The sequence below is a fragment of the Rhodococcus sp. 05-2254-2 genome, assembly GCF_002259095.1.
Taxonomy (GTDB): domain Bacteria; phylum Actinomycetota; class Actinomycetes; order Mycobacteriales; family Mycobacteriaceae; genus Rhodococcoides.
In genome coordinates, this window is record NZ_NOZJ01000013.1 from 76,620 (window position 1) to 99,117 (window position 22,498).

The 22,498-nt window shown below is 61.7% G+C and carries 18 protein-coding genes and 1 pseudogene; 12 read left to right on the forward strand and 7 right to left on the reverse strand.

What is annotated here, in order from left to right:
* Positions 1-6: 6 nt before the first annotated feature.
* The 9 genes from CH283_RS18405 (at position 7) to CH283_RS18445 (ending at position 10,765) form a co-directional block, all read left to right on the forward strand.
* A complete protein-coding gene (locus CH283_RS18405; RefSeq protein ID WP_217901123.1) occupies positions 7-2,019 on the forward strand; it encodes an ATP-binding protein in 2,013 nt (670 codons plus the stop codon).
* Complete coding sequence (locus tag CH283_RS18410; protein WP_094638244.1) at positions 2,016-3,833, forward strand: acyclic terpene utilization AtuA family protein; 1,818 nt, start codon at positions 2,016-2,018, stop codon at positions 3,831-3,833. The genes CH283_RS18405 and CH283_RS18410 overlap by 4 nt, the downstream gene beginning before the upstream one ends.
* Positions 3,830-4,627, forward strand: a complete 798-nt coding sequence (locus tag CH283_RS18415) for an enoyl-CoA hydratase-related protein (RefSeq protein WP_094638245.1) — start codon at positions 3,830-3,832, stop codon at positions 4,625-4,627. The genes CH283_RS18410 and CH283_RS18415 overlap by 4 nt, the downstream gene beginning before the upstream one ends.
* 88 nt (positions 4,628-4,715) lie before the next feature.
* Positions 4,716-5,936 (forward strand): acyl-CoA dehydrogenase family protein, encoded by a 1,221-nt coding sequence (locus CH283_RS18420; RefSeq protein WP_094638272.1) that lies wholly within the window; start codon positions 4,716-4,718, stop codon positions 5,934-5,936.
* Positions 5,933-6,964, forward strand: coding sequence for a phosphotransferase family protein (locus tag CH283_RS18425; protein ID WP_094638246.1), 1,032 nt, complete (start codon positions 5,933-5,935; stop codon positions 6,962-6,964). The genes CH283_RS18420 and CH283_RS18425 overlap by 4 nt, the downstream gene beginning before the upstream one ends.
* Positions 6,961-7,698 (forward strand): SDR family NAD(P)-dependent oxidoreductase, encoded by a 738-nt coding sequence (locus tag CH283_RS18430; protein WP_094638247.1) that lies wholly within the window; start codon positions 6,961-6,963, stop codon positions 7,696-7,698. The genes CH283_RS18425 and CH283_RS18430 overlap by 4 nt, the downstream gene beginning before the upstream one ends.
* 43 nt (positions 7,699-7,741) lie before the next feature.
* Positions 7,742-8,941 (forward strand): acetyl-CoA C-acyltransferase, encoded by a 1,200-nt coding sequence (locus CH283_RS18435; protein ID WP_094638248.1) that lies wholly within the window; start codon positions 7,742-7,744, stop codon positions 8,939-8,941.
* A gap of 129 nt (positions 8,942-9,070) precedes the next feature.
* A complete protein-coding gene (locus tag CH283_RS18440; RefSeq protein WP_094638249.1) occupies positions 9,071-9,772 on the forward strand; it encodes a TetR/AcrR family transcriptional regulator in 702 nt (233 codons plus the stop codon).
* A 222-nt stretch (positions 9,773-9,994) separates the two neighbouring features.
* Entirely contained in the window at positions 9,995-10,765 is a 771-nt protein-coding gene (locus tag CH283_RS18445; protein WP_094638250.1) for an SDR family oxidoreductase, read from the forward strand.
* Positions 10,766-10,793: 28 nt separating this feature from the next.
* On the opposite strand, the gene CH283_RS18450 is transcribed toward CH283_RS18445, so the two are convergent.
* The 6 genes from CH283_RS18450 to CH283_RS18475 all read right to left on the reverse strand — a co-directional run bounded on the left by CH283_RS18450 (position 10,794) and on the right by CH283_RS18475 (position 17,968).
* Entirely contained in the window at positions 10,794-11,843 is a 1,050-nt protein-coding gene (locus CH283_RS18450; protein ID WP_094638273.1) for an oxidoreductase, read from the reverse strand.
* Positions 11,844-11,911: 68 nt separating this feature from the next.
* A complete protein-coding gene (locus CH283_RS18455; RefSeq protein ID WP_094638251.1) occupies positions 11,912-12,202 on the reverse strand; it encodes a YciI family protein in 291 nt (96 codons plus the stop codon).
* Between the two features lie 150 nt (positions 12,203-12,352).
* The gene (locus CH283_RS18460; RefSeq protein ID WP_255183261.1) at positions 12,353-13,933 is read right to left on the reverse strand and encodes a class I adenylate-forming enzyme family protein; all 1,581 of its coding nucleotides are present in this window, start codon (positions 13,931-13,933) and stop codon (positions 12,353-12,355) included.
* Between the two features lie 147 nt (positions 13,934-14,080).
* Entirely contained in the window at positions 14,081-15,226 is a 1,146-nt protein-coding gene (locus CH283_RS18465; RefSeq protein ID WP_094638253.1) for an acyl-CoA dehydrogenase family protein, read from the reverse strand.
* A gap of 126 nt (positions 15,227-15,352) precedes the next feature.
* Positions 15,353-16,258: an alpha/beta hydrolase gene (locus CH283_RS18470; protein ID WP_094609757.1), complete on the reverse strand. Its 906-nt coding sequence runs from the start codon at positions 16,256-16,258 to the stop codon at positions 15,353-15,355.
* A 30-nt stretch (positions 16,259-16,288) separates the two neighbouring features.
* On the reverse strand, positions 16,289-17,968 hold the full coding sequence (locus CH283_RS18475; RefSeq protein ID WP_094638254.1) for a flavin-containing monooxygenase: 1,680 nt from the start codon (positions 17,966-17,968) through the stop codon (positions 16,289-16,291).
* A 299-nt stretch (positions 17,969-18,267) separates the two neighbouring features.
* On the opposite strand from CH283_RS18475, the gene CH283_RS18480 reads away from it, so the two are divergent.
* Complete coding sequence (locus CH283_RS18480; protein ID WP_094638255.1) at positions 18,268-19,059, forward strand: SDR family NAD(P)-dependent oxidoreductase; 792 nt, start codon at positions 18,268-18,270, stop codon at positions 19,057-19,059.
* 44 nt (positions 19,060-19,103) lie between these two features.
* On the opposite strand, the gene CH283_RS18485 is transcribed toward CH283_RS18480, so the two are convergent.
* Positions 19,104-19,784, reverse strand: coding sequence for a TetR/AcrR family transcriptional regulator (locus tag CH283_RS18485; protein WP_255182677.1), 681 nt, complete (start codon positions 19,782-19,784; stop codon positions 19,104-19,106).
* 153 nt (positions 19,785-19,937) lie between these two features.
* Here CH283_RS18485 and CH283_RS18490 point away from each other — a divergent pair.
* Both CH283_RS18490 and CH283_RS18495 read left to right on the forward strand, forming a co-directional pair.
* Positions 19,938-20,312 (forward strand): annotated as a pseudogene (locus CH283_RS18490) (SDR family oxidoreductase); the annotation flags it as partial.
* 825 nt (positions 20,313-21,137) lie between these two features.
* Entirely contained in the window at positions 21,138-22,448 is a 1,311-nt protein-coding gene (locus CH283_RS18495; RefSeq protein WP_255183262.1) for an MFS transporter, read from the forward strand.
* The last annotated feature ends 50 nt before the right edge of the window (positions 22,449-22,498 follow it).

The following is a 22,498-nucleotide window of genomic DNA, read 5'->3' on the forward strand; positions in this document are numbered from 1 at the left end:
ACTTCCGTGAACCACACACCGATCAATACATTGCTCGTCGCCAACCGCGGCGAGATCGCACGGCGTGTCATCCGCACCGCCCGCGCGATGGGTATTCGCACCGTCGCGGTCTACTCGGATCCCGACGCGCGATCCCCGCACGTCACCGACGCCGATTTCGCCGTCGCAATCGGCGGGTCCAGCAGCGCCGATTCCTATCTGAAAGTCGACAAGATCCTCGACGCCGCCCGGCGCACCGGTGCCGACGCCGTCCACCCCGGCTACGGGTTCCTCTCGGAGAACCCCGAATTCGCCGAGGCATGCGAAGCGGCCGGCATCAATTTCGTCGGCCCGAATGCGCAATCGATGCGCGTGATGGGTCTCAAGGACCGCGCGAAGGAATGGGCGCGCAAAGCAGACGTGCCAGTCCTGCCCGACGCGGTCATCACCGGAGACGACACCTCGGAATGGGAGAGCGCAGCAGCCGAAGTGGGATATCCGCTATTGGCCAAAGCCGTGGCAGGAGGCGGCGGCAAGGGAATGCGCCTGATCGAACGTTCCGAGGACCTCATCGACGGAGTGGCCTCCTCGCGCCGAGAAGGCGCGAACTTGTTCGGCAACTCGACCGTATTCCTCGAGAAGTACCTGCGGTATTCACGACACATCGAAATCCAGGTTTTTGGCGACAAGCACGGCAACGCAGTGCATCTCGGAGAACGCGAGTGCTCCATTCAGCGTCGCCATCAGAAGGTGCTCGAAGAAGCACCCTCACCCGTCATCGGACCCGACGCGCGCGAACGAATGGGCTCGACCGCAGTGTCACTCGTCCGTGAGCTCGGGTATGTCGGTGCCGGCACAGTGGAATACCTCTACGACGACGAGACCGGAGGCTTCTACTTCCTCGAGATGAACACCCGCCTACAGGTCGAGCACCCCGTCACCGAAGAAGTGACCGGAATGGACTTGGTCGCACTCCAATTGCGCGTGGCGCGCGGTGAAACATTGGGATTCGAGCAGAGCGACGTCCGAATCGACGGGCACGCAATCGAAGTACGGCTCTACGCCGAAGACCCTGCGAACGACTACCTCCCGACTCCAGGACAGTTGCACCGTTACAGCCATCCCGACCGCATCGGACTCCGATACGAGGACGGAATAGTCGCCCCGGCCGAGATTTCCCCGTTCTACGACCCGATGATCGCCAAAATCGTCGCTCATGCCGGGAACAGAACCGACGCAGCATTCGCGCTCGCCTCGGCCATCGACGCCACTCACGTGCACGGTGTCACGACCAACCGCAGCTTCCTGGCAGCGCTGCTCCGTGATCCGGATTTCCTCGACGGAGCCACCCGTACCGACTTTCTCGACAATCATCCCCACCTGCTGAATCCTGCTGCCAGGACCGCTGAGCGGGTACACCTCGCAGCGGCGGTGGCCGTGTCCACCTCGAGACGCGCCGCCCACGACCCGATGCGTGGTCATGCCCGTCCCGGATTCCGGCCGCTCGCCGCCCGGACGCTCACGCACGCCACCTGGCACCGTCTCGGAGACGACACTGCCATCGAGATCGGCTACCACCAGAATGGTTGGTCAGGGGACGCCGACCTCGAGCTGGAGATCGACGGGACACGGCATGAGTTTCGCCTCCTCGATCTCACGTCCGACTCGGTACGAGTGCAGTACGACGGAGTCGACTATCCCTGCACGGTCGTCACCCATCCTGACGAGTCGATCTGGGTCAACGATTCGAGCAGTCAGTCGGGTTGGCGGCGTTCTCCTCGCCTTCCTGATCCTGATTCCGGAGCGGCAACCGCGTTGGGTCCGGTCAACGAAATTCCCGGCACAGTCGTTGCCATCGCCGTGAAGATCGGCGATGTCGTCACCGCTGGACAGAAGCTGGTCACGGTCGAAGCGATGAAGATGGAACACCCGGCGACGGCCGCGATGGACGGAACCGTCGAGCACATCCACGTGGAGGTAGGCCAATACGTCGAGGCTCATACCGTTCTGGTGACTCTGTCGGCGGTGGATCCCTCATGAGCGAATCACGCCCCCTGCGGATAGCCAACTGCTCCGGCTTCTTCGGCGACCGCCTCGCCGCGGCCCGCGAGATCGTCGACGGCGGACCCGTCGACGTACTCACCGGTGACTGGCTCGCGGAACTGACCATGGGCGTTCTCGTCAAACAACGTAAACGCTCCCTCGAAGCCGGATTCGCACGCACATTCGTACGGCAACTGGAGGACGTGCTCGCCACCTGCCTGGACCGGCACATCAAAATAGTCTCCAACGCAGGTGGTCTGAACCCGCACGCCTGTGCCGAAGAGATAAGGCGCATCGCCCAAAGCGCCGGCCGAACCGTCCGGGTCGCCGTCGTCGACGGTGACGACGCCACCGACGCCTTCGCACTTGCCCGCCGAAGTGGCTGGGACGCACCACACCTCGACACCGGGCAATCGTTCGCCGACATCGACCGCGAGCCCGACGTCGTCAGCGCATACCTCGGAGCCTGGGGAATCAAGGAGGCGCTCAATGCCGGAGCCGATGTTGTCGTCACCGGCCGAGTCACCGACGCAGCCATCATCATCGGGCCGGCCGCGTGGCACTTCGGCTGGTCGAGGACCGACTGGGATGCGTTGGCCGGAGCCGTTACCGCGGGACACGTCATCGAGTGCGGGGCACAAGCCACCGGCGGAAACTTCTCGTTCTTCTCCGAGTTGGACGGCATGGCCCACGTCGGCTTCCCGATCGCAGAGATTGCCGCCGACGGTTCATGCGTCATCACCAAACACCCGGGCACAGGAGGCGCGGTGACCGTGGAAACGGTGACTGCGCAGCTACTCTACGAAATCGACGGACCGCGATACGCCAACCCCGACGTCATCACCCGGCTCGACACCGCTCGGCTCACCCAGCTCGATACGGACCGCGTTCAGATCTCGGGAGTGCGCGGCGAAGCGGCACCCGCAACGATCAAGGTGGGCGCACTGGTCTCCGGAGGATGGCGCAACGAGGTGACGTTCGTGCTTACCGGTGCCAACATCGAGGCCAAGGCAGAGCTTGCCCAGCGCGCGATGTGGGCAAATATCGCCGGCGGCGAAAAAGCCTTCGAGATGGTGACGGTCCGACTCCTCCGTGCCGACAAGTCCGATCCAGCGAGCATGAACGAAGCCGTTGCCTTGCTGACCATTTCGGTCACGGATGCCTCCCCGGAAAAGGTTCGCGCTTTCCCGCGGGCAGCGATCGAGACCGGACTTGCGAGTTATCCGGGCCTGTACTTCACCGGTCCGCCTGCGGCAGGCAGCGAAGTCACCGTATTCTGGCCGACGCTGATGCCTGCAGACGCCTTCCATCAGCGGGTAACTCTGGGAGACAAGCAGTTCGAGGTTGCCCCGGCTCCCACCACACCGCCCGCAGAACCGATCGAAGCACCTGTCGTCGGAGCGCAAGTGACTGAATTCGGCCCGACCGTGCGCCAACCGCTGGGCACAGTCGTAGGGGCACGGTCCGGTGACAAAGCCGGCAACGCCACCCTCGGCCTGTGGGCCCGCGACGATCGGGAGCACGACTGGCTCAGGTCCTGGTGGACCGAGGACGCGATTCGGGCTCTGATCCCAGAAGCTGCGGAGTGCTCGTTACGTATGTGGGAATTGCCGCATCTGCGCGCATGCGGAGTGACCATCGTCGGACTACTCGGCAGAGGGGTCGCAGCCAACCTCAATCTCGACTCGCAGGGGAAGGGACTCGGCGAGTTCGTTCGCGCCCGCCATCACGACATCCCCGCGGCCTTCATCGACAATCCGCCGTCCGCGCCTAAATCTGCTCCCTCAGAAGACAAGCAGGCATCGCGATGAGCGCACCTGAGCACAATTCGGAACTAGCGCACCTCGCGACCGAAGGCGGAGTCTCCGTCGTCACTCTCGACTCGCCGAAGAACCGGAACGCACTCTCGGCACAACTTCGATCCGATCTACTCGGTCACGTGCGCACCGCAATCGACGACGAGGCCACCCGCGTTGTGGTTCTCACCCACACCGGTTCGGTGTTCTGCGCCGGCGCAGACCTGAAGGAAGCCCGCACCGGCGACACCTCGCGGTCCGGGCAGGAGCTCGTCGATCTGATGACGATGCTGTTGACTTCCCCGAAGCCAATGATCGCTGTACTGAGAGGCCCGGCCCGTGCCGGAGGTATCGGGCTGGTGGCGTCATGCGACTTCGCGGTTGCCGCGGACACCGTGACACTCGGCTTCAGCGAGACGAGGATCGGGGTGGTTCCCGCAGTCATCTCGGTGCCGCTTCGACTGCGCGTGGCATCGGTAGATCTGCATCGCTTGTTCCTGACCGGTGAGACTTTCGATGCCCAGCACGCGGCTCGAATCGGTCTGCTCAGTGAGGTCGCCACAGCTGACGGTCTCGATACCGCGGTCGCCCGACTCACCGAAACAATCGGACTCGGCGCTCCACGGGCCCTTGCTGGCGTCAAGAAGATGCTTCATCCCTCGGCGACCACCCTGGCCGAACAATTCGCCCAGATGCTGAATCTGACCGCGTCTTACTTCGCTTCCCCGGAGGCGCAAGAGGGCATGCTCGCATTCTCCGAAAAGCGGCCACCGTACTGGGCTGTACCCGGCGGCGACTCCACAGCCTGACCGTCACCACGCGAGTGGAATACATGTCCTCGCGCTCGCTGATCAACGAACGTTCGGCGAGATGCATCCCGTCGATGGAGGTTTGACCATGACCGATTTTCTGATGTCCCCCGAAGTCACCACGCTGGTCGAGAAGACCCGAGAATTCACCCGAAGCACGGTGCTGCCCGTCGAGGATCTTCACCACGGCGATATCGCTGCCGCCGGCGGAGATGAACTGCGCGAAACACTGCAAGCCGCGGCCCGAGACGCGGGTGTTTTCGGTCCGCACGTCCCGCTCGAGTACGGGGGCCATGGACTGAACATGGTCGAGCGCGCACCGGTTTTCGAGGAGGGCGGATACTCGCTGTTCGGCCCGGTCGCGTTGAACATCGCCGCACCCGACGAGGGCAACGTACACATGCTCGACCACATCGCGAACAAGGAGCAGAAAGAGCGCTTCCTTGCTCCACTCGCTCGCGGAGAGATGCGCTCGGCCTTCGCCATGACCGAACCTGCCCCCGGCGCGGGCTCCGACCCGAGCGCGTTGACCACCCGTGCGGACAAGGTGCCCGGCGGATGGAAGATCAACGGGCACAAGTACTTCATTACCGGCGCCGAGGGAGCCGGCTTCTTCATCATCTTTGCGCGCACCGCCGGTGTGCCCGGGGACCGGGGCGGTGCCACCATGTTCATCACCCCCTCCGTGGTGCCCGGATTGACCGTCGGTCGCCACATCGAGACCCCGGACAAATCCATGATCGGCGGCCACTGCGAGGTGTTCTTCGAGGACCTGTTCGTCCCCGACAGTGGCGTTCTCGGCGAGGTGGACCAGGGATTCCGTTACGTCCAGGTCAGGTTGGGTCCGGCCCGGATGACGCACGTCATGCGATGGCTGGGGGCTGCACGCCGCGCTCACGACATCGCTGTCGAACGCGTTGCCCATCGTGAGGCGTTCGGCGGCAAGCTCGGTGCCCTCGGCATGATTCAGCAGATGGTCGCCGACAACGAGATCGACATCGCGGCGACACGAGCTCTGCTCATTCGTGCGTGCTGGGCTCTCGATCAGGGCGAGCATGCAGGCGACGAGACCTCGATCGCGAAGACGTTCGGCGCGGAGGCAGTGTTCCGAATAGTCGATCGCTCGATTCAGATGTGCGGTGGCCTCGGAGTATCCGGGGATCTGCCCTTGGCACGGCTTGCGCAGGAGGTGCGCGGTTTCCGAATCTACGACGGCGCTTCTGAGGTGCACCGCTGGGCAATTGCACGGCGCGCCATCGGAGCTGCGCAGAAGGCCGGAGCCAAGCAGAATGCTGGTGCATCCTCGTGAGCGATACGGAGCATCGAGGCCTCGACCTGGAGAAATTGCGTGCCTACCTGAACGACTCCGATGTGCCACTGCGAGGCGATTTGCGGGCCGAACTCATCTCGGGCGGCAAATCCAATCTGACGTACTTCCTTTCGGACGATACTTCGCGGTGGGTTTTACGCCGCCCACCTACTGCGGGTCTGACACCTTCCGCGCACGATGTCGCCCGCGAGTACACCATCACCTCGGCGCTGCAGAAAACAGATGTGCCCGTTGCAGGCACCGTGGTCTTGTGCGAGGACGTGTCCGTCCTCGGCGCGCCTTTCACCCTGGTAGAGCGCATCGACGGCCGCGTTGTTCGGACAACAGCAGATCTCGTCGATGTCTCCGATACCGATCTCGACAAGTGTGTCGATGAGTTGGTGAGAATTCTCGGAGCGCTCCACAAGGTCGACATCGACGCCGTCGGTCTGCGACAGTTCGGTCGCCCGGACGGATATCTCACTCGTCAGGTTGCACTGTGGGCCAAGCAGTGGGAACGGGTCAAAACACGTGCGAGCACGGATCTGAGTCGCTTGCACACAGCTGTCGCCGACTCGATCCCGAACCACTCCGAGGCGTCGATCGTGCACGGCGACTATAGAATCGACAACACCATCCTCGGTCTCGACGACGTCGGGCACGTGGCCGCGGTAGTGGACTGGGAGTTGTCCGCGCTCGGGGATCCACTATCCGACGTGGCCACGATGTGTGTCTATCGCAACCCCTCGTTCGACCTCGTCATCGGCGAGCCGGCAGCATGGACCAGCGACCGGATGCCGTCGATAGATGATCTCGCGCAACGCTATTCACTGGCCTCGGGTCGTGACCTCGCACACTGGAACTTCTATATGGCACTCGCCTACCTGAAACTCGCCGTCATCGCCGAAGGCATTCACCATCGCTTCCTGGTGGGCGCGACCGTGGGCGACGGTTTCGACAGAGCCGGGGAGTCGGTTCCCGAGTTCATCGCTGCAGGACTTCACGCGCTGAAGGGGTCATCATCATGATTCGCACCGCCCTGGTCACCGGAGCCACACGCGGCATCGGTCTTGGAATCGCCACCCGCCTCGCACAGCAGGGGCATGGGCTCACCATCAACGCACGCGATCCCGAACGCCTCGACTCGGTCGCTCGCGAATTACGCGCGGCAGGAGCGAGTGACGTCGTAGTCGCCGCCGGGGACTTGTCAGACCCAGAGGCCGCCGGGAACGTAGTAACAGCCCACACCGAGCATTTCGAGACGCTCGACGCGCTCATCCTCAACGCCGGCTTCGGTTCGTCCGGAACTATCGACACTTATCCACTCCGACGGTTGGACAAGACCCTCGATATCAACCTGCGCGCGCCGCTGACCATGCTCCAGCAGGCCTTACCGTCGTTGCGCGCCGCGGCAGCCTCGAATCCCGATCGAGGAGCCAAAGTTGTTGCGCTGTCGTCGATCACCGGCCTCTATGCCGAGGCCGGGCTCGCAGTATACGGAGCGACCAAGGCTGCGTTGATCTCGTTGATCGAGACGTTCAATGCCGAAGAGTCGGGCAAGGGGGTCACGGCAACCGCCATCGCACCGGCCTTCGTGGACACCGACATGGCGAACTGGGTGCACGACCGTATACCTCCAGAAACGATGATTCGTGTCGATGACATCGTCGAGATGGTGGACATGCTGCTACGACTCTCCTCCCGCGCCGTCGTACCGAAGATCGTCGTCGGTCGATCCGGCACGACCAGTTACCACGCCTGATCGTTCACCGATCCAGCCACATCCACAGAAGCGAGTTCACACCATGCGAGAAGCCGTAGTCGTCTCGACGGCACGTACACCCATAGGCAAGGCCTACCGCGGCGCGTTCAACGACACTCAGGGCCAGCATCTCGCTGCTCACGCCCTGACTCACGCCGTCGAGCGCGCAGGTGTCGACGGACGTGAAATAGACGATGTCATCCTCGGATGTGCAGTACAGCAAGGCAGTACCGGTGGCAACGTCGCACGGCAGGCAATACTTCGTGCGGGCCTACCTGACTCCGTTCCGGGGATGACACTCGACCGGCAGTGTTCATCGGGACTGATGGCTATCGCGACTGCGGCCAAGCAAATACTTCACGATGGAATGACGATCACCGTCGGAGGCGGAGTCGAGTCGATATCACTCGTGCAGAACACCCACCAGAACTTCTACCGTGCGACAGATCCCTGGCTCGAAGAACACACGCCGGATATTTACATGCCCATGGTGCACACTGCAGAGACAGTCGCTGATCGGTACTCCGTCAGCAGAGATCGACAAGACGAGTTTGCTTTGCTGTCCCAACAGCGAACCGCGTACGCACAGGAGCACGGCCGCTTCGATGCAGAGATCGTTCCGCTCGAGTCGGTCAGAACGGTGGCCGACAAGTCATCGGGTGCAGTCGAGCGACAGCGAGTCACGTTGACCGCAGACGAAGGCAACAGACCGTCGACCACCTTGGCCGGACTGTCTACCTTGCCACCGGTAACTCCCGACGGCGCGGTGTCCCCCACCTCCACGGTGACCGCCGGAAACTCTTCTCAGCTCTCGGACGGCGCGTCGGCGGCGGTACTCATGGAGGCGAGCGAGGCACGACGGCGAGGAATCCAACCGCTCGGTGTATATCGCGGTATCGCAGTTGCTGGATGCGCACCGGATGAGATGGGGATCGGACCGATGTTCGCCATCCCCAAACTGCTCACTACGCATGGCCTTACCATCGACGACATCGGATTGTGGGAACTCAACGAAGCTTTCGCCTCTCAAGCTGTGTACTGCCGAGACGAACTGGGCATCGACCCCGATAGGTACAACGTCGACGGCGGTGCGATTTCGGTGGGACACCCCTACGGAATGTCCGGTGCCCGCCTCGTGGGTCACGCTCTCATCGAGGGAAAGCGTAGAAACGTTCGCTACGTGGTCGTCTCGATGTGCGTCGGTGGAGGCATGGGTGCAGCCGGGTTGTTCGAGATCGTCTGAACGACACTTCTTCGGTGTCTCCGGCCCGCGACTGACGACGCCCTACTATCGACAGCAGCATTCACACCGGCCCTACCCGCCCGTCGACGCCGATGATGACACCCACGGGCCTCGAACCGAAGGAACTCAGTGGCACGTCGAATCGGCTCTCCCCCGCTCCCGTCGTCCGTCGTCAGCCGTGGGCAAACCACGTCGTCGGTTCAGACGCCGTCCACGGCTCGCGGCCGACGTACACGTTCTGCGTTGATACATGCTGCACGCGAGACGTTCGAGCAGATGGGCTTTCGCGATGCCCGCATCTCGGACATCGCTGCCCAGGCCGGTACGTCGTACGGGGTGTTCTACCATTATTTCAAAACGAAAGAAGAGATACTCGGCGAGATCTTCACCGTTATCACCGGTGAAATGTTCACTGCCTCCAGGCCTTCCGTCGATGTTGCGTCAGATCCCTACAGCCGCATCCTGGAAGCCAATCGGACCTATCTGGCCGTCGCCAGGCGCAACGCCCGACTGATTGCAGTCATCGAGGAAATGGCCATCAGAGAGCCGTACTTTCGCGAGTTGAAGCTTCAGATACGCGAGCCGTTCCTGAGAAGAAACGCAGCAGGTATCCGATCGCTGCAGTCACGCGGGATCGCCGACCCTGACCTCGACCCAGATCTGACAGCGAGCATTCTGGGCGGGATGGTCGAGAACTTCACGCTCCTGTGGTTCGTGCACGGTGTCGAATACGACGAAGCAACTGCTGTCACCACGTTGACGAAGCTTTGGGCGCGCGCAATCGGCGTCTCACCCTCCACCGAAGCCGGCAAGTCGGCACCGCATACCTGATTCGTCTCGCCAGACGACCGCGCCGACGGGTTCCAGTGGAGCTAGCGTCCGAGGACCTGTCGGGTCTCGAATATGACTTCTCAGTCAGATTTTTGCATATTTACTACAACTTTCCATCTACTGTGCCGCGTTCAACTCGACATTTTTATCTATGCATAGTTGATTACGTTGTCAGGTGGACCGTAAGGTTGTTGTACACAGACCGATCGAGAGGCGTGCGTCATGGATCTCAGCGAATCTTCCGCCATTGTCACCGGGGGCGCTTCCGGCCTCGGTGAGGCAACAGCCAGGTTGTTGGCCCAGCAAGGGGCACGAGTGGTCATTCTCGACCTGCAGACCGATCGGGGAGAGGCCGTAGCCGGTGACATCGGAGGCCGCTTCTGCCGAGCCGACGTCACGGGCGAGAAATCCGTCGCGGCTGCGGTCGAGGCCGCGGTCACCATGGGCCCTCTACGTGCATTGGTCAACGCTGCAGGCTTCGGCCAAGAGCGTCGGACCGTATCGGCCGATTTCGACCCGTTGCCGCTCGAAGCATTCGCGAGAGAAGTTCAGGTCAATCTCATCGGTGCCTACAACTGCGCCAGGCTCGCTGCCGCTGCCATGGCGAAGAGCGAACCGACATCCGATGGAGCGACGCGTGGGTCGATCCTGCACACGGCCTCAATCGCTGCCTTCGAGGGGCAGGTCGGCCAGACGCCCTATGCTGCGGCCAAAGGAGGCGTGGTGGGTATGACACTGCCGATGGCGCGGGACCTCGCCGAGTTCGGCATCCGCGTCAACTCGATCGCGCCAGGATTGTTCGACACGCCGATCTTCGACTCTTTGCCACAGGGCGACGCTTACAAGAACAAGTTGGCGAGAAGTGCTGTCTTTCCCAAGCGCGCCGGATACGCCCAAGAATTCGCCCGACTGGCGCTCGAGCTGTTGACGAACGACTACATGAATGGCGAGACCGTCCGGTTGGACGGCGGCCTGAGGATGCCCGCACGGTGACCGTGCAAGTCCCCTTCTCAGCGATCACTCAACGACGGGGATAGTCGACATACCCCTCGGGACCACCGACGTAAAAGGTTTGGGGCCGCAGAACATTCAAGGCACATCCGTCGCGCCACCGCTCGACGAGGTCGGGATTCGCGATCGCGGCTCGACCGACAGCGACTGCGTCGGCACCCGCGCCGCGAAGCATGGCCGAGGCATCGGAAAGCGTTGTGATCGAGGCGAATCCGGTGTTCAAGACAAGTGGCCCTGCAAAACGGCGACGAAGTTCCTGGACCAAGCTTCCCTCTGGTCTATCGTGCAAAATCGAGAGGTATGCCAGGTCGCCTCGATTCACGTGATCGACGAGAGTGCCGTACGTTGCCACCACGTCGGCCGAATCCGTCTCGAGCGTTCCCTGTACGTCGTGCCCTGGTGAGATTCGCAGCCCCACCCGGCCCGAGCCGATTGCACATCCGACGGCGTCGATCACCTCTTCGACCAGTCTGGCTCGATTTCGAGGTGTGCCGCCGTACCGGTCTATGCGCTGGTTGGAGTTCGGTGCAAGGAACTGGTGAAGCAGATATCCGTTTGCTGCGTGGATTTCGACGCCGTCCATACCTGCGGCCACGGCCCGCTCTGCCGCCCTGGCAAACTGATGGGCGACATCCCCAGCCGACGCCGTTGTCAGTGCTGTAGGTATCGGAAAGCGTTCCTTGCCCGCCTCGGTTCGCGCGGTGCCAGGGGCTGCAATCGCGCTCGGTGCCAGCACTTCGCGGCCTCCCGTTATGCCCGGATGGGTGAGACGGCCCGCGTGCATCAATTGCACCACGATCTTTCCACCAGCAGCGTGGACGGCCGCAGCAACTCGAGCCCAGGCGGCCTGATGCGCATCGTCGACCAACCCTGGTTGCCCCAAGTAGCCGCGCGAAGCCTCGGTGAAAAACGTTCCCTCCGACACGATCAGACCCATAGAGGCGCGCTGAGCGTAGTACCGCGCAACAATTTCGCCAGGCGTGCCATCCGGTTCAGCGCGCAGCCGCGTCAATGGAGCCATGATCACGCGGTTGCTCACGGGGATCTCACCGAACATCATCGGCCGGAGAAGACCGTTCAAAGCGTCGGACACGACTGTATTCACCGTGCGGCCTTCGGGAACCCGGCTCATTTTTCCTTGAGCGCGTTGATCGAAGTCATCGACACGTCGAACGGAAGCATCACGTACTCGTCGACAAGCCCTACCCGCACGAATGGGTCTTGCTGCATCAGCCTGCGGAGGTCATCTTCGGAGACCCCGCGGGCGAGGACCACTCCGCCGATCGAGGATTGGCGGGCCCCCGCTGCGACAAACGTTCCGTCGTCGAATCCTTGCTTGATGAAGGCGAGGTGTTCTGCAACAAGGCCCTTGTCTTCGTCTGCAAGAGGACGCGAATACGTACTGTGGGCAACAATCATGAGCGACCTTTCGTCGCGCCGGCTCGCCGGCGCACTGAGTGCTGTACGTGGTTGCGTTGAGACGACATCGGCCCAACATGGAGGCCGGGCGTCGGTTGACCCGACGCCCGGCGCACCCACGATCTCTCGGGGAACTGATTCAGCGTCCGATCAGATGCGAAAGCTGTCGCGCAGCACAGCTTTTTGAATCTTGCCTGTGGCCGTTTTCGGAAGCCCCGACACCACATCGATCCGCTTGGGGACCTGAAATCCTGCGAGGTGTTGCTTGCAATGGGCCAGCAAGCGAACGGCAAGCGCCTCGGCATCGATGTCAGGATCGACCGGCACGACGACGCCGGTGACAGACTCACCCCACCGCTCGTCAGGCACGCCGATCACTGCTGCTTCGAGGACGTCGTGACAGCTCAGCAGCACACGCTCCACCTCGACGGAGGACACGTTCTCGCCGCCGGTCTTGACGATATCTTTAACACGATCGGTGAACCAGATCACGCCGTCTTCATCGACATGCCCGAGGTCGCCGCTGTGGAACCAACCGTGCTCGAAGGCAGCAGCGTTCGCGGGCGGGTTGTTCCAGTACCCCGACATCACATGAGGACCTCGGTAGACGATTTCACCGGTTTCCCCTGCGGACAGTAGCTGACCGGACTGGCCCATGATTCGGGCATCGACCGTGACAACCGGGGGACCCCACGACGCCGACTTCGTCTTCTGGTGCGATGGGAACTGGAACACTGTAGCCGGTACGACCTCTGTTTGGCCCGAGCCCAGCAGGATCTTTGCGTTGGGGAACGCCGCGGCCAAAAGCCCGATTCGCTCCTCCGGCATCGGTGCCATGGCATAAATGCACATCCGCACCGAGGACAGATTCCGGGTCGCCAGACTCGGCGATTCGAGTACTGCGCTGAACATCGTGGGCAGCAACATGACGTGTGTAGCGGCACGGCTCTCGGCCAGATCCAAGAATGACTCGGCCTCGAAACCTGCTGGGAGAAGAACTGTTCCACCGGTCAGTAGAATCGGCAACGTCAGGGTATCCAACGCCGTTGTGTGGAACAAAGGCAATACGACGGGGAATACGCTGAACTCGTCACCGCGGCGATGCTCGAGCTGTAGAGCGTTGCTCATCAGCGCAACGTATACGGACACATGGCTCGTCAGTACGCCTTTGGGTCGTGCCGTTGTTCCCGAGGTGTACAGGCAATGCATCGTGTCGCGATCATCGACAACGACTTCGAGAGGGCTGGGGTCGGCCGCAACGTCGTCCCAGCTGACAACTTCACGACCACAGATCGCGGATGGAACCTCGTCACCGATGAGCACAATTCTCGTGACGGCAGGCACTGACGGCAGCGCGGCTTCCAACAAGGGAACGTACGCCGCATCGACTACCACCGTTGTTGTACCGGAGTCCCGCAGGATCCACGCGACATCGTCGGTCGAGAGCATGAGATTCATCGGCAACGCCACGATTCCGGCCTTCGCGCAGCCGAAGAAGCTGGCCAGAAAGCGCCATGAGTTGCCGAGCAGGAAGGCCACGGGCTCTTGGCTGCGGACGCCGGACTCGAGCAGTCCGCGCCCGAAAGCCTCGGCCGCGCTGTCGAGTTGGGAGTACGTCACTTCCTCGCGGGAATCGGCGACCGCCGTTCGATGCCCGAACAAGCGGGCACTACGGGTCAGGAGGTCGCCGACCGACATCCGAGTTGCAAGGTTGAGCTCCAACTGACTCACCTGAGTAACATCAGGACGCACGAGTATCGCCTCCGGTCTGAACTGTGTTCGCCTGCTTCATCATTCCACTCATGTCTACGAAGTTACGGATTTTGGTTCGATTATCGGCCGGGCCCGCCAGCAAAGTCGGGCTTGCCGAATCACTGGTCACGCAAGCAGTCCGTCCCTGCGGGCGAGCACCTGCAACATGACCTCGTCAGCGCCTCCTCCGATGGAATGGAGACGACTGTCACGTAGGAATCGAGCGGTCCACGTCTCCTCCATATATCCCATGCCGCCATGGAACTGAAGGCATTCGTCGGCAACTTCCCGAGCTAGACGCCCAGCCATGAGTTTGGCTACAGTCGCTTGTCGGATGATGTCCTCGCCGGCCATATGCGCGTCGGCCGATTGGTAGTTGTGCGATTGCAGCAGATCGACTTTCGCGGCGAGTTCCGTGAGTCGAAACGCGATGTACTGGTTGTCGGAAAGGGACTTGCCGAACGCTTTGCGCTCCCGAACGAATTCACGAGTTCGTTCCAGCGCCCATTGGCAGGCCCCCACCACTCCGTATGCGCCGAACATCCGCTCGATCACGAACTGCGACATTTGCTGCTGGAACCCCCGCCCGATTTCACCGATTGTGTTGGACACCGGAACGCGGACGTTCTCGAAGTACAGCTCAGCGGTGTCGGAAGAGCGATTCCCCAACTTGTCCAGCTTCTTGGAGACAGAGAAGCCCGGTGACTTCGTTTCGACGATGATCTGACTCATGCCTCGATAGCCGCCCTCATCGGAGGTACGGGCAAGCAGGCACAGCCAGTCTGCTTGGGTTCCGTTGGTGATGTATAGCTTGCTGCCGTTGATGATCCAGTCGTCGCCGTCGCGAACTGCGCGAGTGCGGATGCCTGCGACATCGGAACCGGCGCCTGCTTCGGTTACTGCGACAGAACAGACCTGCGTCCCAGCAATAGCCGGGGCGAGATACCGCCGCTTGAGTTCGTCGGTACCGAACTCGGCGAGAGAGGGTGTCGCCATCATGGCCTGCACCCCGATGGCAAGGGGCACACCGGCTGCGCCGGCTCGGTAGAGCTCCTCGCACAGGACAACTGTGAAGGAGTGGTCAGCGCCCTGGCCGCCGTACTCCGGGTCGTACTCGAGGCCCAGCAGACCGAGGTCACCGAGCTTCGGGAACAGCTCGTGGGCTGGGAAGGCACCCGCCTTCTCCCACTCGTCGAGATGGGGTGCGATATCTCGTTCGACGACATCACGGACCAACTTGCGGAACGCGTCGTGCTCAGTAGTGAATTGCATAGTGATCCCTCAGTGTTTCGAATGTGAGCTGTGGATGTATGGGTGACGCGGACCCATCAAGACGGTCGAGCTGCCAGGTCAGCCACGAAAGCGGTGACACCCACAGATGTGGGTGTCACCGAGAGCTCATCGACCGAATCGGGCCTTGAGCCATTCCCCGGCATTGCCGATGGTCTCGTCCGCTTCTTTGGATCGGCCGGCCATGAAGACGTAGACGTGTTGCTGGCCTGGCGATTCCTCCAGTGTCGCTTCGACACCCGCTGTGCGCGCCTGCTCGACAATGCGCTGCGCATTGTCCAACAGCGTTTCCGCGTCGCCCACGGACGCGAACAGAGGAGGCAGGCCCGCCAAGTCGGCGTACAGGGGGTTCGCCAAAGCAGTGTTCGGCTTGGTTTCGCCCAGGTACATACCGGCCATCATCCCGCTCACTTCCGGCGAGATCAGCGCGTCGTTGTCGGCATTTGTTTTCATCGTCTCACCGGTGACTTCCATGTCCAGCCACGGTGAGAATGCAACGATCGCTGCCGGGAGCGGCTCTCCTAGTTCCCGCAGACGAAGCGCCGTACTGATCGATAGGTTACCCCCAGCCGAATCCCCTGCCACGGCAGTCGATTCCGGTGAGTACCCCTGATCGCGCAACCAACGGTGCACGATGATCAGATCCTCGATCTGCGCCGGGAACGGATTTTCGGGAGCCAATCGGTAGTCCGGCACGATCGCTCTGGATCCAGCCGCTTTGGCAAGGTGGGCGGCAAGCTTACGGTGACTTGCCGAGGAGCCGGTCACGCACCCACCACCGTGTGCGTACACGATCACACGATCTGTTTGTGCACCCGAGGGTGTAATCATTACGGCATGTACGCCGCCGGCGTCGACGTCCTCGTAGGTGACGTCGGTGGGCTCGGTTGCGAGTACCGCCAGACCTTCCAGCATGTCCCTCATGGTGGGAAGATCCATCGGCGGCTCGGCACCCATCCGAACCCCCATCTCGGTGTAGAGGTCGAAGAGCGCGTTCGGTTGAGCTGTTCCCATAGTGATGTCTCCTTCGGTGACGGGTCGGACTCAGTTGCTGACAGCGACAGATTGGGCAGGACTGAAGACGTACGAGTCATAGCCACCACTTGCGACTTGTTGGCACGCTTCACGGAAGGCACCGACTCCGCCGAAGTAGAAGAGTGCGGCTCGTGGCTTACCGGGAATGTTGTCGCCGAGGAACCATGAGTTCGGCCCCTGAGACAGGACGGTGGCGTCGACGATGGCATTGACGGTCTGACGCCAGATTTCCATGGACTCCCCTGTCGGCTCCATGGTCGCGACGTTCTTGTCACGCATGAACCGGATTGCATCTCCGATCCACTCCACGACGCCGTCGATGACGACCGGGATGTTCGCGAACGGCGTCTGGGGACCGCCGATCATGAACATGTTGGGGAATCCCTCGACACCGATTCCGAGCTGGGTGCGGGGGCCGTCGGTCCACGCATCGGCCAGTGTTCGCCCGTTTCGTCCGCGGATGTCCAGGCCTCGATAGCTGCCGGTCACTGCGTCGAATCCAGTGGCGAAGACGATAATGTCGACTTCGTACTCGCGGTCGCCGACCTTGACACCCTTTTCTGTGATTCCAGAGATCGCTGTCTCGCTCACGTCGATGAGGGTGACGTTCTCGCGGTTGAAAGTCTCGTAGTAGAAGTGTCCCAACGGAGGGCGCTTGCCGGCGATGGGGTAGTTCTCCGGGCACAGTAGGTCCGCAGTCTTGGGATCTGTGACGATGGATCGGATCTTGTCGCGAACGAAATCTGCGACGACCTGATTCGACTTCGGGTCAACCAGGATGTCGTCGAAGGTTTCGAAGATGAAGTGAAAGCCGCCGATTTCCCAGCCCCACTCGAGTATTTTCTGGGCTTCCTCTGGGGTGACGTCATTGATTGTCCGACCCGCCATGTCCATGGGAAAGCCGAAGAAGTGCAGTCGGCTCTTCTCCCAGATACTGTCGTAATTCGCCCGGATGCCTTGCCGTTCTTCAGATGTCAGAGTGTAGTTCCGTGCTGGAAGTACGAAGTTGGGTGTGCGCTGAAAGACGGTCACCTCGGACGCGGTGTGCGAGATGATGGGAATGAGCTGCACGCCGGTGGCACCGGTGCCGATGACTGCGACCCGCTTGCCTGCGAAGTCGACACCCTCGTGGGGCCAGCGTCCGGTTACGTGCCACTCCCCGCGGAAGTCGTCCAGGCCGGCGAAGTCCGGCTTGTAGGGCACCGATAGTGGACCGGCGGCCGGTACGAAATACGTGCACCGGAACGTGTCACCGGTATCCGTGCGGACGATCCACTCGCTGCTCTGCTCGTCGTACTCGGCTGACGTCACTCGGGTCTCAAACTGAATATTCCGGCGCATGTCGAGGCGGTCGGCGACAAAGTTCAGATAACCGAGCGCCTCGGACTGCGTCGGGAATCGTTCGGTCCAGTCCCATTCGTCCTGGATCTCCGGGATCGGGAAGGCATAGACCCAGCTTTCGCTGTCGGTGCGGGCACCGGGGTAGCGGTTCCAGAACCACGTGCCACCCACATTGTCGGCTGCCTCGATGACGATTGACGACAGGCCGAGCTCACGCATCTCGTGCAGGGCGCGCAGCCCTCCGAACCCCGCGCCGACGATGACGGCGTCGACCGTTGTCTCAGCGCCGTTCGACGTTCGATCGCCGCTTACTGAACCCGCTGGTCTCGTCCCATTGTCCACAGTCATGGCTGGTCGCTCCTGTTCTGCCGCGCACATCGAGGCGCTGGCCGGTGGTAAATCGGGTGTCACCGATCTCGCCGATCACTGATCGACCTTGGCGGTGACGACCATCACATCGCATCACTAACATGACTTGTTTGTCAACACCCCTACTCATATTCGCAGTGCCAATGGCGACTAAATCTCCACGTTAAGGCGGATATCCCTGCCGCAGAGGTAGTTCCGCACCGACCAACTATTGACTGTAATGTCGACTATGCGATTGGCTGTATGCAGCTGCCCCGAACACACCTTGGAGATGCCGGATGCCCACAGAGCCTCACCCGACCCCCCTGACCGGCAAATCCGTCATCATCACCGGTGCTGCCGGGGGGATCGGCCGAGCGTTGGCGGTAAGGCTCGCTGCCGCTGGCGCCAACATCACCGTCAACGACCTCGACGATGCAGGCGCACAAACAGTTGCGCGCGAGGTAAGTGGGATCGCAGTAACGGCCGACTGCGCGTCGAAGGACGGGATCGCCGCCCTGATAGCCGGCGCGACTTTGCAATACGGTCAGGTCGACGTCTTCATCGCCAACGCCGGAGTTTCAGGCGTCGGCGATATCGATGCTTCCGATGAAGACTGGCAACTGGCACTGGATGTCAATGTGATGGCACACGTTCGAGCTGCTCGACTACTCGTCCCCTTGTGGATCGGCAATGGAGGCGGCCGGTTTGTCATAACTGCCTCGGCCGCCGGGTTACTCACCATGCCGGGGGCGGCACCCTACGCTGCATCGAAGCACGCCGCGGTCGCGTTCGCCGAGTGGTTGTCCATGACGTACCGACACCGCGGCATCGTGGTGCAAGCAATCTGCCCACAAGCGGTGCGAACCCAAATGCTGGGAGGACTGGGCGCACTCGCGGAGGTCGCTGAACGCACCGGCACACTCAGCCCGGAAGAGGTCGCCGAGCAGGCGTTTCAAGGGATCCTGGATGACCGATTCCTCATCCTGCCCCACCCCGACGTGCACCGCTTCTACATGAACCGTGCGAGCGACACCGACCGCTGGCTCGGTGCCATGAATTCACTAGTGCACTCGGTCCCTGACAGCTGACCACTCGACCGTCGAGCGCCAGACCATCCGGGTCGAAACACGTGTCAGTCGCGCGAATCAGGATCGAGCCCGATCCCGCGTGCCCACAGCCGTGTGAGCGTGTCCACGGTCAGCTCATCGACAAACGAATCGCCGAACAGAAAGGCATGGCGCGCAGCCTGTTCCGCCATTCCGCCCAAGCTTGCAGCGGCCCGTTCTGCGTCCAGCTTCGGGTCGGCGAGCCCCTGCTCTTGCAGACGCCGGATGCCGGTCGTGATTCGATCCACGAAAACCGCACGTATCTGCGCCAGCAAGTCGTGGAAGTAGGGATCGCGAAACGACGCCTCTTCGATGGCTCTGAGAACACCGGCGTTACGCGCGTAGGAGGCGAAGTATCGAGTGTTCGCCGCTCGGATGCGTTCGACCGGCGATCCGCCGTCACCCAAGCCCGATCGCGTCGCCTGAAAAAGATCCCCCATCGCTGCATTGACGACCTCGCGAAAAATCGCATGCTTCGAGTCGAAGTACGTGTAGAAGGAGCCGTGGGACATAGCCGCACGCCGTGGAATGTCGGCGATCTTGGTGGAGTGGAAGCCCTGTTCCTCGAATACTTCGCGAGCTGCGTGCACTAATGCGTTGCGTGTGCGTCGACCGCGGGGAGTGGTCGGCTGGGCCGATGCAGTGTCCGGTGGCAGAACAGAAGGCTCCGCGGCGGGGCGCGGAGAGTTCGGTAAAGGAGTGACCACACTCCCAGGTTCGCACACCACAGCCGTTCGAGGCACCCCGGCACCTCCGCTGCCCACGACTGCGGCTGCATCTTCTGTCTCAACGGGCCATCAAAACGGTTGCTTCCGACACGCTCGCCGCTCGATCGGGGGCGATAGACAAACACCGGTTCCCGTGCCGGACTGATCGGCTTCGAGAACATGTCTGCGTACACCGGCACCACAGCCGAAATCGAAGGTCTCGCGATGACTGCTGCGATCGAAAACGGCAAACGCGACCTTCGCGTCAATGCCCTTCACCCCGGTGTGGTTCACACCCATGCTGAAAGAACCGATGGATTCGAGCAAAGATCTCAATCAAGCTCTGAACGATGCGGTCGGTTTCAATCCATTCCGCGCATGGGAGAGACCCAGGAGGTCTCGGAGGTTATTTCGTTTCTCCTGAGCGACAAAGCCAGCTTCGGGACCGGCGTCAGCTTGCCGGTGGACGGTGGACGGTGGACGGTGGACGGTGGACCGATCCTGGGCAAAGCCACGGCGCTCGCGTAGCAGCCCCGTCATAGTTAGTCCAGACCATCCGTCGACGCCATCGTAAATTGACGGTGGCCGACGACGAATTTTCGGCGCGGTCGCTACCTCTATTTCTGCTCCCCGACCGCAGACCACGGGTTCTAGTTTCGACTCATCAGTCAAAACCACAGCTCAGCTCTGAGCCTCCGAGACTTACCGTCGCCCTTTGCGTGACAGCCCCACGCCTAGAACACAACCGATCGCAGCCGTACTCCACAAACATCCGATACGGGTCGTACTACTGGTCGTTCCCAAATAGGTTCAGCAACAGTCTATTCAACGACACCGGGGCAGGCGCTCGAGTGCGCGCGCTTTGAAGATTTCTTCGACGGCGACAGCGCATGTCAACCCGATTGGACCGGAACAGTTCGCTGACTCGGATCTATGGACACCAGGCACTTCGCCACTACTTGACAGACCCACCCTATTGACTTAAATGTCAAGTAAAGCTACTTTACACTCCGACGCAGATCAGGCTGATCTCGTCGTACAGCGACGACTACGAATTTGCCGACTGCCTGCCCGACAGGGGCCGCGCTCTCGGCCTGCCGCCCCTGGTTCGCCGACCTCAGCGGAAGTCGCGGAGATCTGTGCTTACAACCTGCTGCGCACGCCCTATGCGTCTCCTGACCCAAGGGCATCAGTTCAGTCCAACGCTCCTTCATCGAGTTCCTCAGGCAGAAAGTCGAGCCGGGTATGGCTAGCACGGAGTACACACTCACAGAACGATTGAACCGCATTCCAGTTCTCACGAAGCGCCACAAGATATGGGGCGCAGTCGTTGCCGGCCTGCTGGTGTTCGAAATGGCTGATCTGAACGCCTTTGCCTACGTCGCCCCGACGCTACGTGAGCAATGGGGGCTGTCCGTCGATGTCGTCGCATTCATCAGCGCAAGTGCCTTTCTCGGAATGTCGCTGGGCGCAGTGGTCGGCGGAATTCTCGCTGATCGCTTCGGCCGCAAACGCCTGTTGGTGTGGGGAACGGTTTTTTACTCGGTCCTGTCGATTCTGTCCGCGACATCCAGCGGCCCCATGCAACTTGCGGCATACAGATTCTTCATCGGAGCGGGCCTCTATGCCGTGACAGTTGCGGCATTGACCTACGTTGCCGAGATGTTCCCCCGCAATTACCGCGGGAAAGTGCAGTCATTGTTGCTGGCCGTCGCACTACTGGGCATCCCGTTGATGTCCTGGCTGAGTCGCTGGGTTGTACCGATGGGCGACAACGGATGGCGCTGGGTGTTCGTCGCCGGCGGCAGTGGACTGATCGTCGCGCTGGTTGCCACACGACTGTTGCCGGAGTCGGTTCGATGGATCGAGCAGAATCCCGGGGTCACGGTCGACGCGCGAAGTGCAGAGATCGTCGACGCCATCGAACGCCAGTCGGTGCACATCGCAGGTGCCGAACTTCCCGCTCCGGTCACCGCGCAGGCAGTTCCAGCCGGTACCGCCCGCGACTTGGTGCGCAGTGGCTATCTCAAGCGGGCGGTCGTCATGTCTCTGACGCTTGCCTTCGCGACATCTGCGTTCTACGGCTACAACTCGTGGATGCCAATCCTTCTCACCGAGCATGGATTCAGCACAAGCAGCAGCTTGACCTACACGTCGATACTCGCGATCGCGGCCTGCCCTGGAGCGCTACTCGCGTTTCTGTTCATCGAGCGGGTCGAACGTCGTACCGCCATCATGGTCATCTATCTTTTGACGGCGCTACTGCTGGTCGTGTTCGGCACCACCGATTCCAACGTGGTCTTCACGGTGTCCGGAGTCGCTATCAGCCTGCTGCTCTACTGCAACACCGCGGTCATCTACACATACATCCCCGAGATTTTTCCAACTCATCTGCGCGCGTTGGGAACTGGAATTCCCAGCAGCGTGGGACGACTTGCGACAGTAGTCTGCATGTTCGCAATCGGCGCAATCCTCGGCCAATTGGGCTTCACGTCCGTGTTCGTATTCTTGGCAGCAGCGTCCGGCCTCGCCGCAGTGACCATCGGGGTTTTCGGTGAACGCACCAAAGGACGGACACTCGAGGACATCGCCGCGATCGACGGCGTCTCGACGGTGCCTTCGACACCGGTCCGATCCGCACCGACTCACGAAGCCGAGGCCTGACTCCGGGCACAGACACGTGCGCTACAGACCTACTTCGATTGCTGTTGACA

Coding starts and splice junctions, on each gene's coding strand:
- CH283_RS18415 (WP_094638245.1), top strand. CDS start 3,830: ATGAGCGCACCTGAGCACAATTCGGAACTAGCGCACCTCGCGACCGAA.
- CH283_RS18455 (WP_094638251.1), bottom strand. CDS start 12,202: ATGATTGTTGCCCACAGTACGTATTCGCGTCCTCTTGCAGACGAAGAC.
- CH283_RS18435 (WP_094638248.1), top strand. CDS start 7,742: ATGCGAGAAGCCGTAGTCGTCTCGACGGCACGTACACCCATAGGCAAG.
- CH283_RS18430 (WP_094638247.1), top strand. CDS start 6,961: ATGATTCGCACCGCCCTGGTCACCGGAGCCACACGCGGCATCGGTCTT.
- CH283_RS18470 (WP_094609757.1), bottom strand. CDS start 16,258: ATGGGAACAGCTCAACCGAACGCGCTCTTCGACCTCTACACCGAGATG.
- CH283_RS18450 (WP_094638273.1), bottom strand. CDS start 11,843: ATGATGTTCGGTGAGATCCCCGTGAGCAACCGCGTGATCATGGCTCCA.
- CH283_RS18495 (WP_255183262.1), top strand. CDS start 21,138: ATGGCTGATCTGAACGCCTTTGCCTACGTCGCCCCGACGCTACGTGAG.
- CH283_RS18410 (WP_094638244.1), top strand. CDS start 2,016: ATGAGCGAATCACGCCCCCTGCGGATAGCCAACTGCTCCGGCTTCTTC.
- CH283_RS18445 (WP_094638250.1), top strand. CDS start 9,995: ATGGATCTCAGCGAATCTTCCGCCATTGTCACCGGGGGCGCTTCCGGC.
- CH283_RS18465 (WP_094638253.1), bottom strand. CDS start 15,226: ATGCAATTCACTACTGAGCACGACGCGTTCCGCAAGTTGGTCCGTGAT.
- CH283_RS18480 (WP_094638255.1), top strand. CDS start 18,268: ATGCCCACAGAGCCTCACCCGACCCCCCTGACCGGCAAATCCGTCATC.
- CH283_RS18475 (WP_094638254.1), bottom strand. CDS start 17,968: ATGACTGTGGACAATGGGACGAGACCAGCGGGTTCAGTAAGCGGCGAT.
- CH283_RS18420 (WP_094638272.1), top strand. CDS start 4,716: ATGACCGATTTTCTGATGTCCCCCGAAGTCACCACGCTGGTCGAGAAG.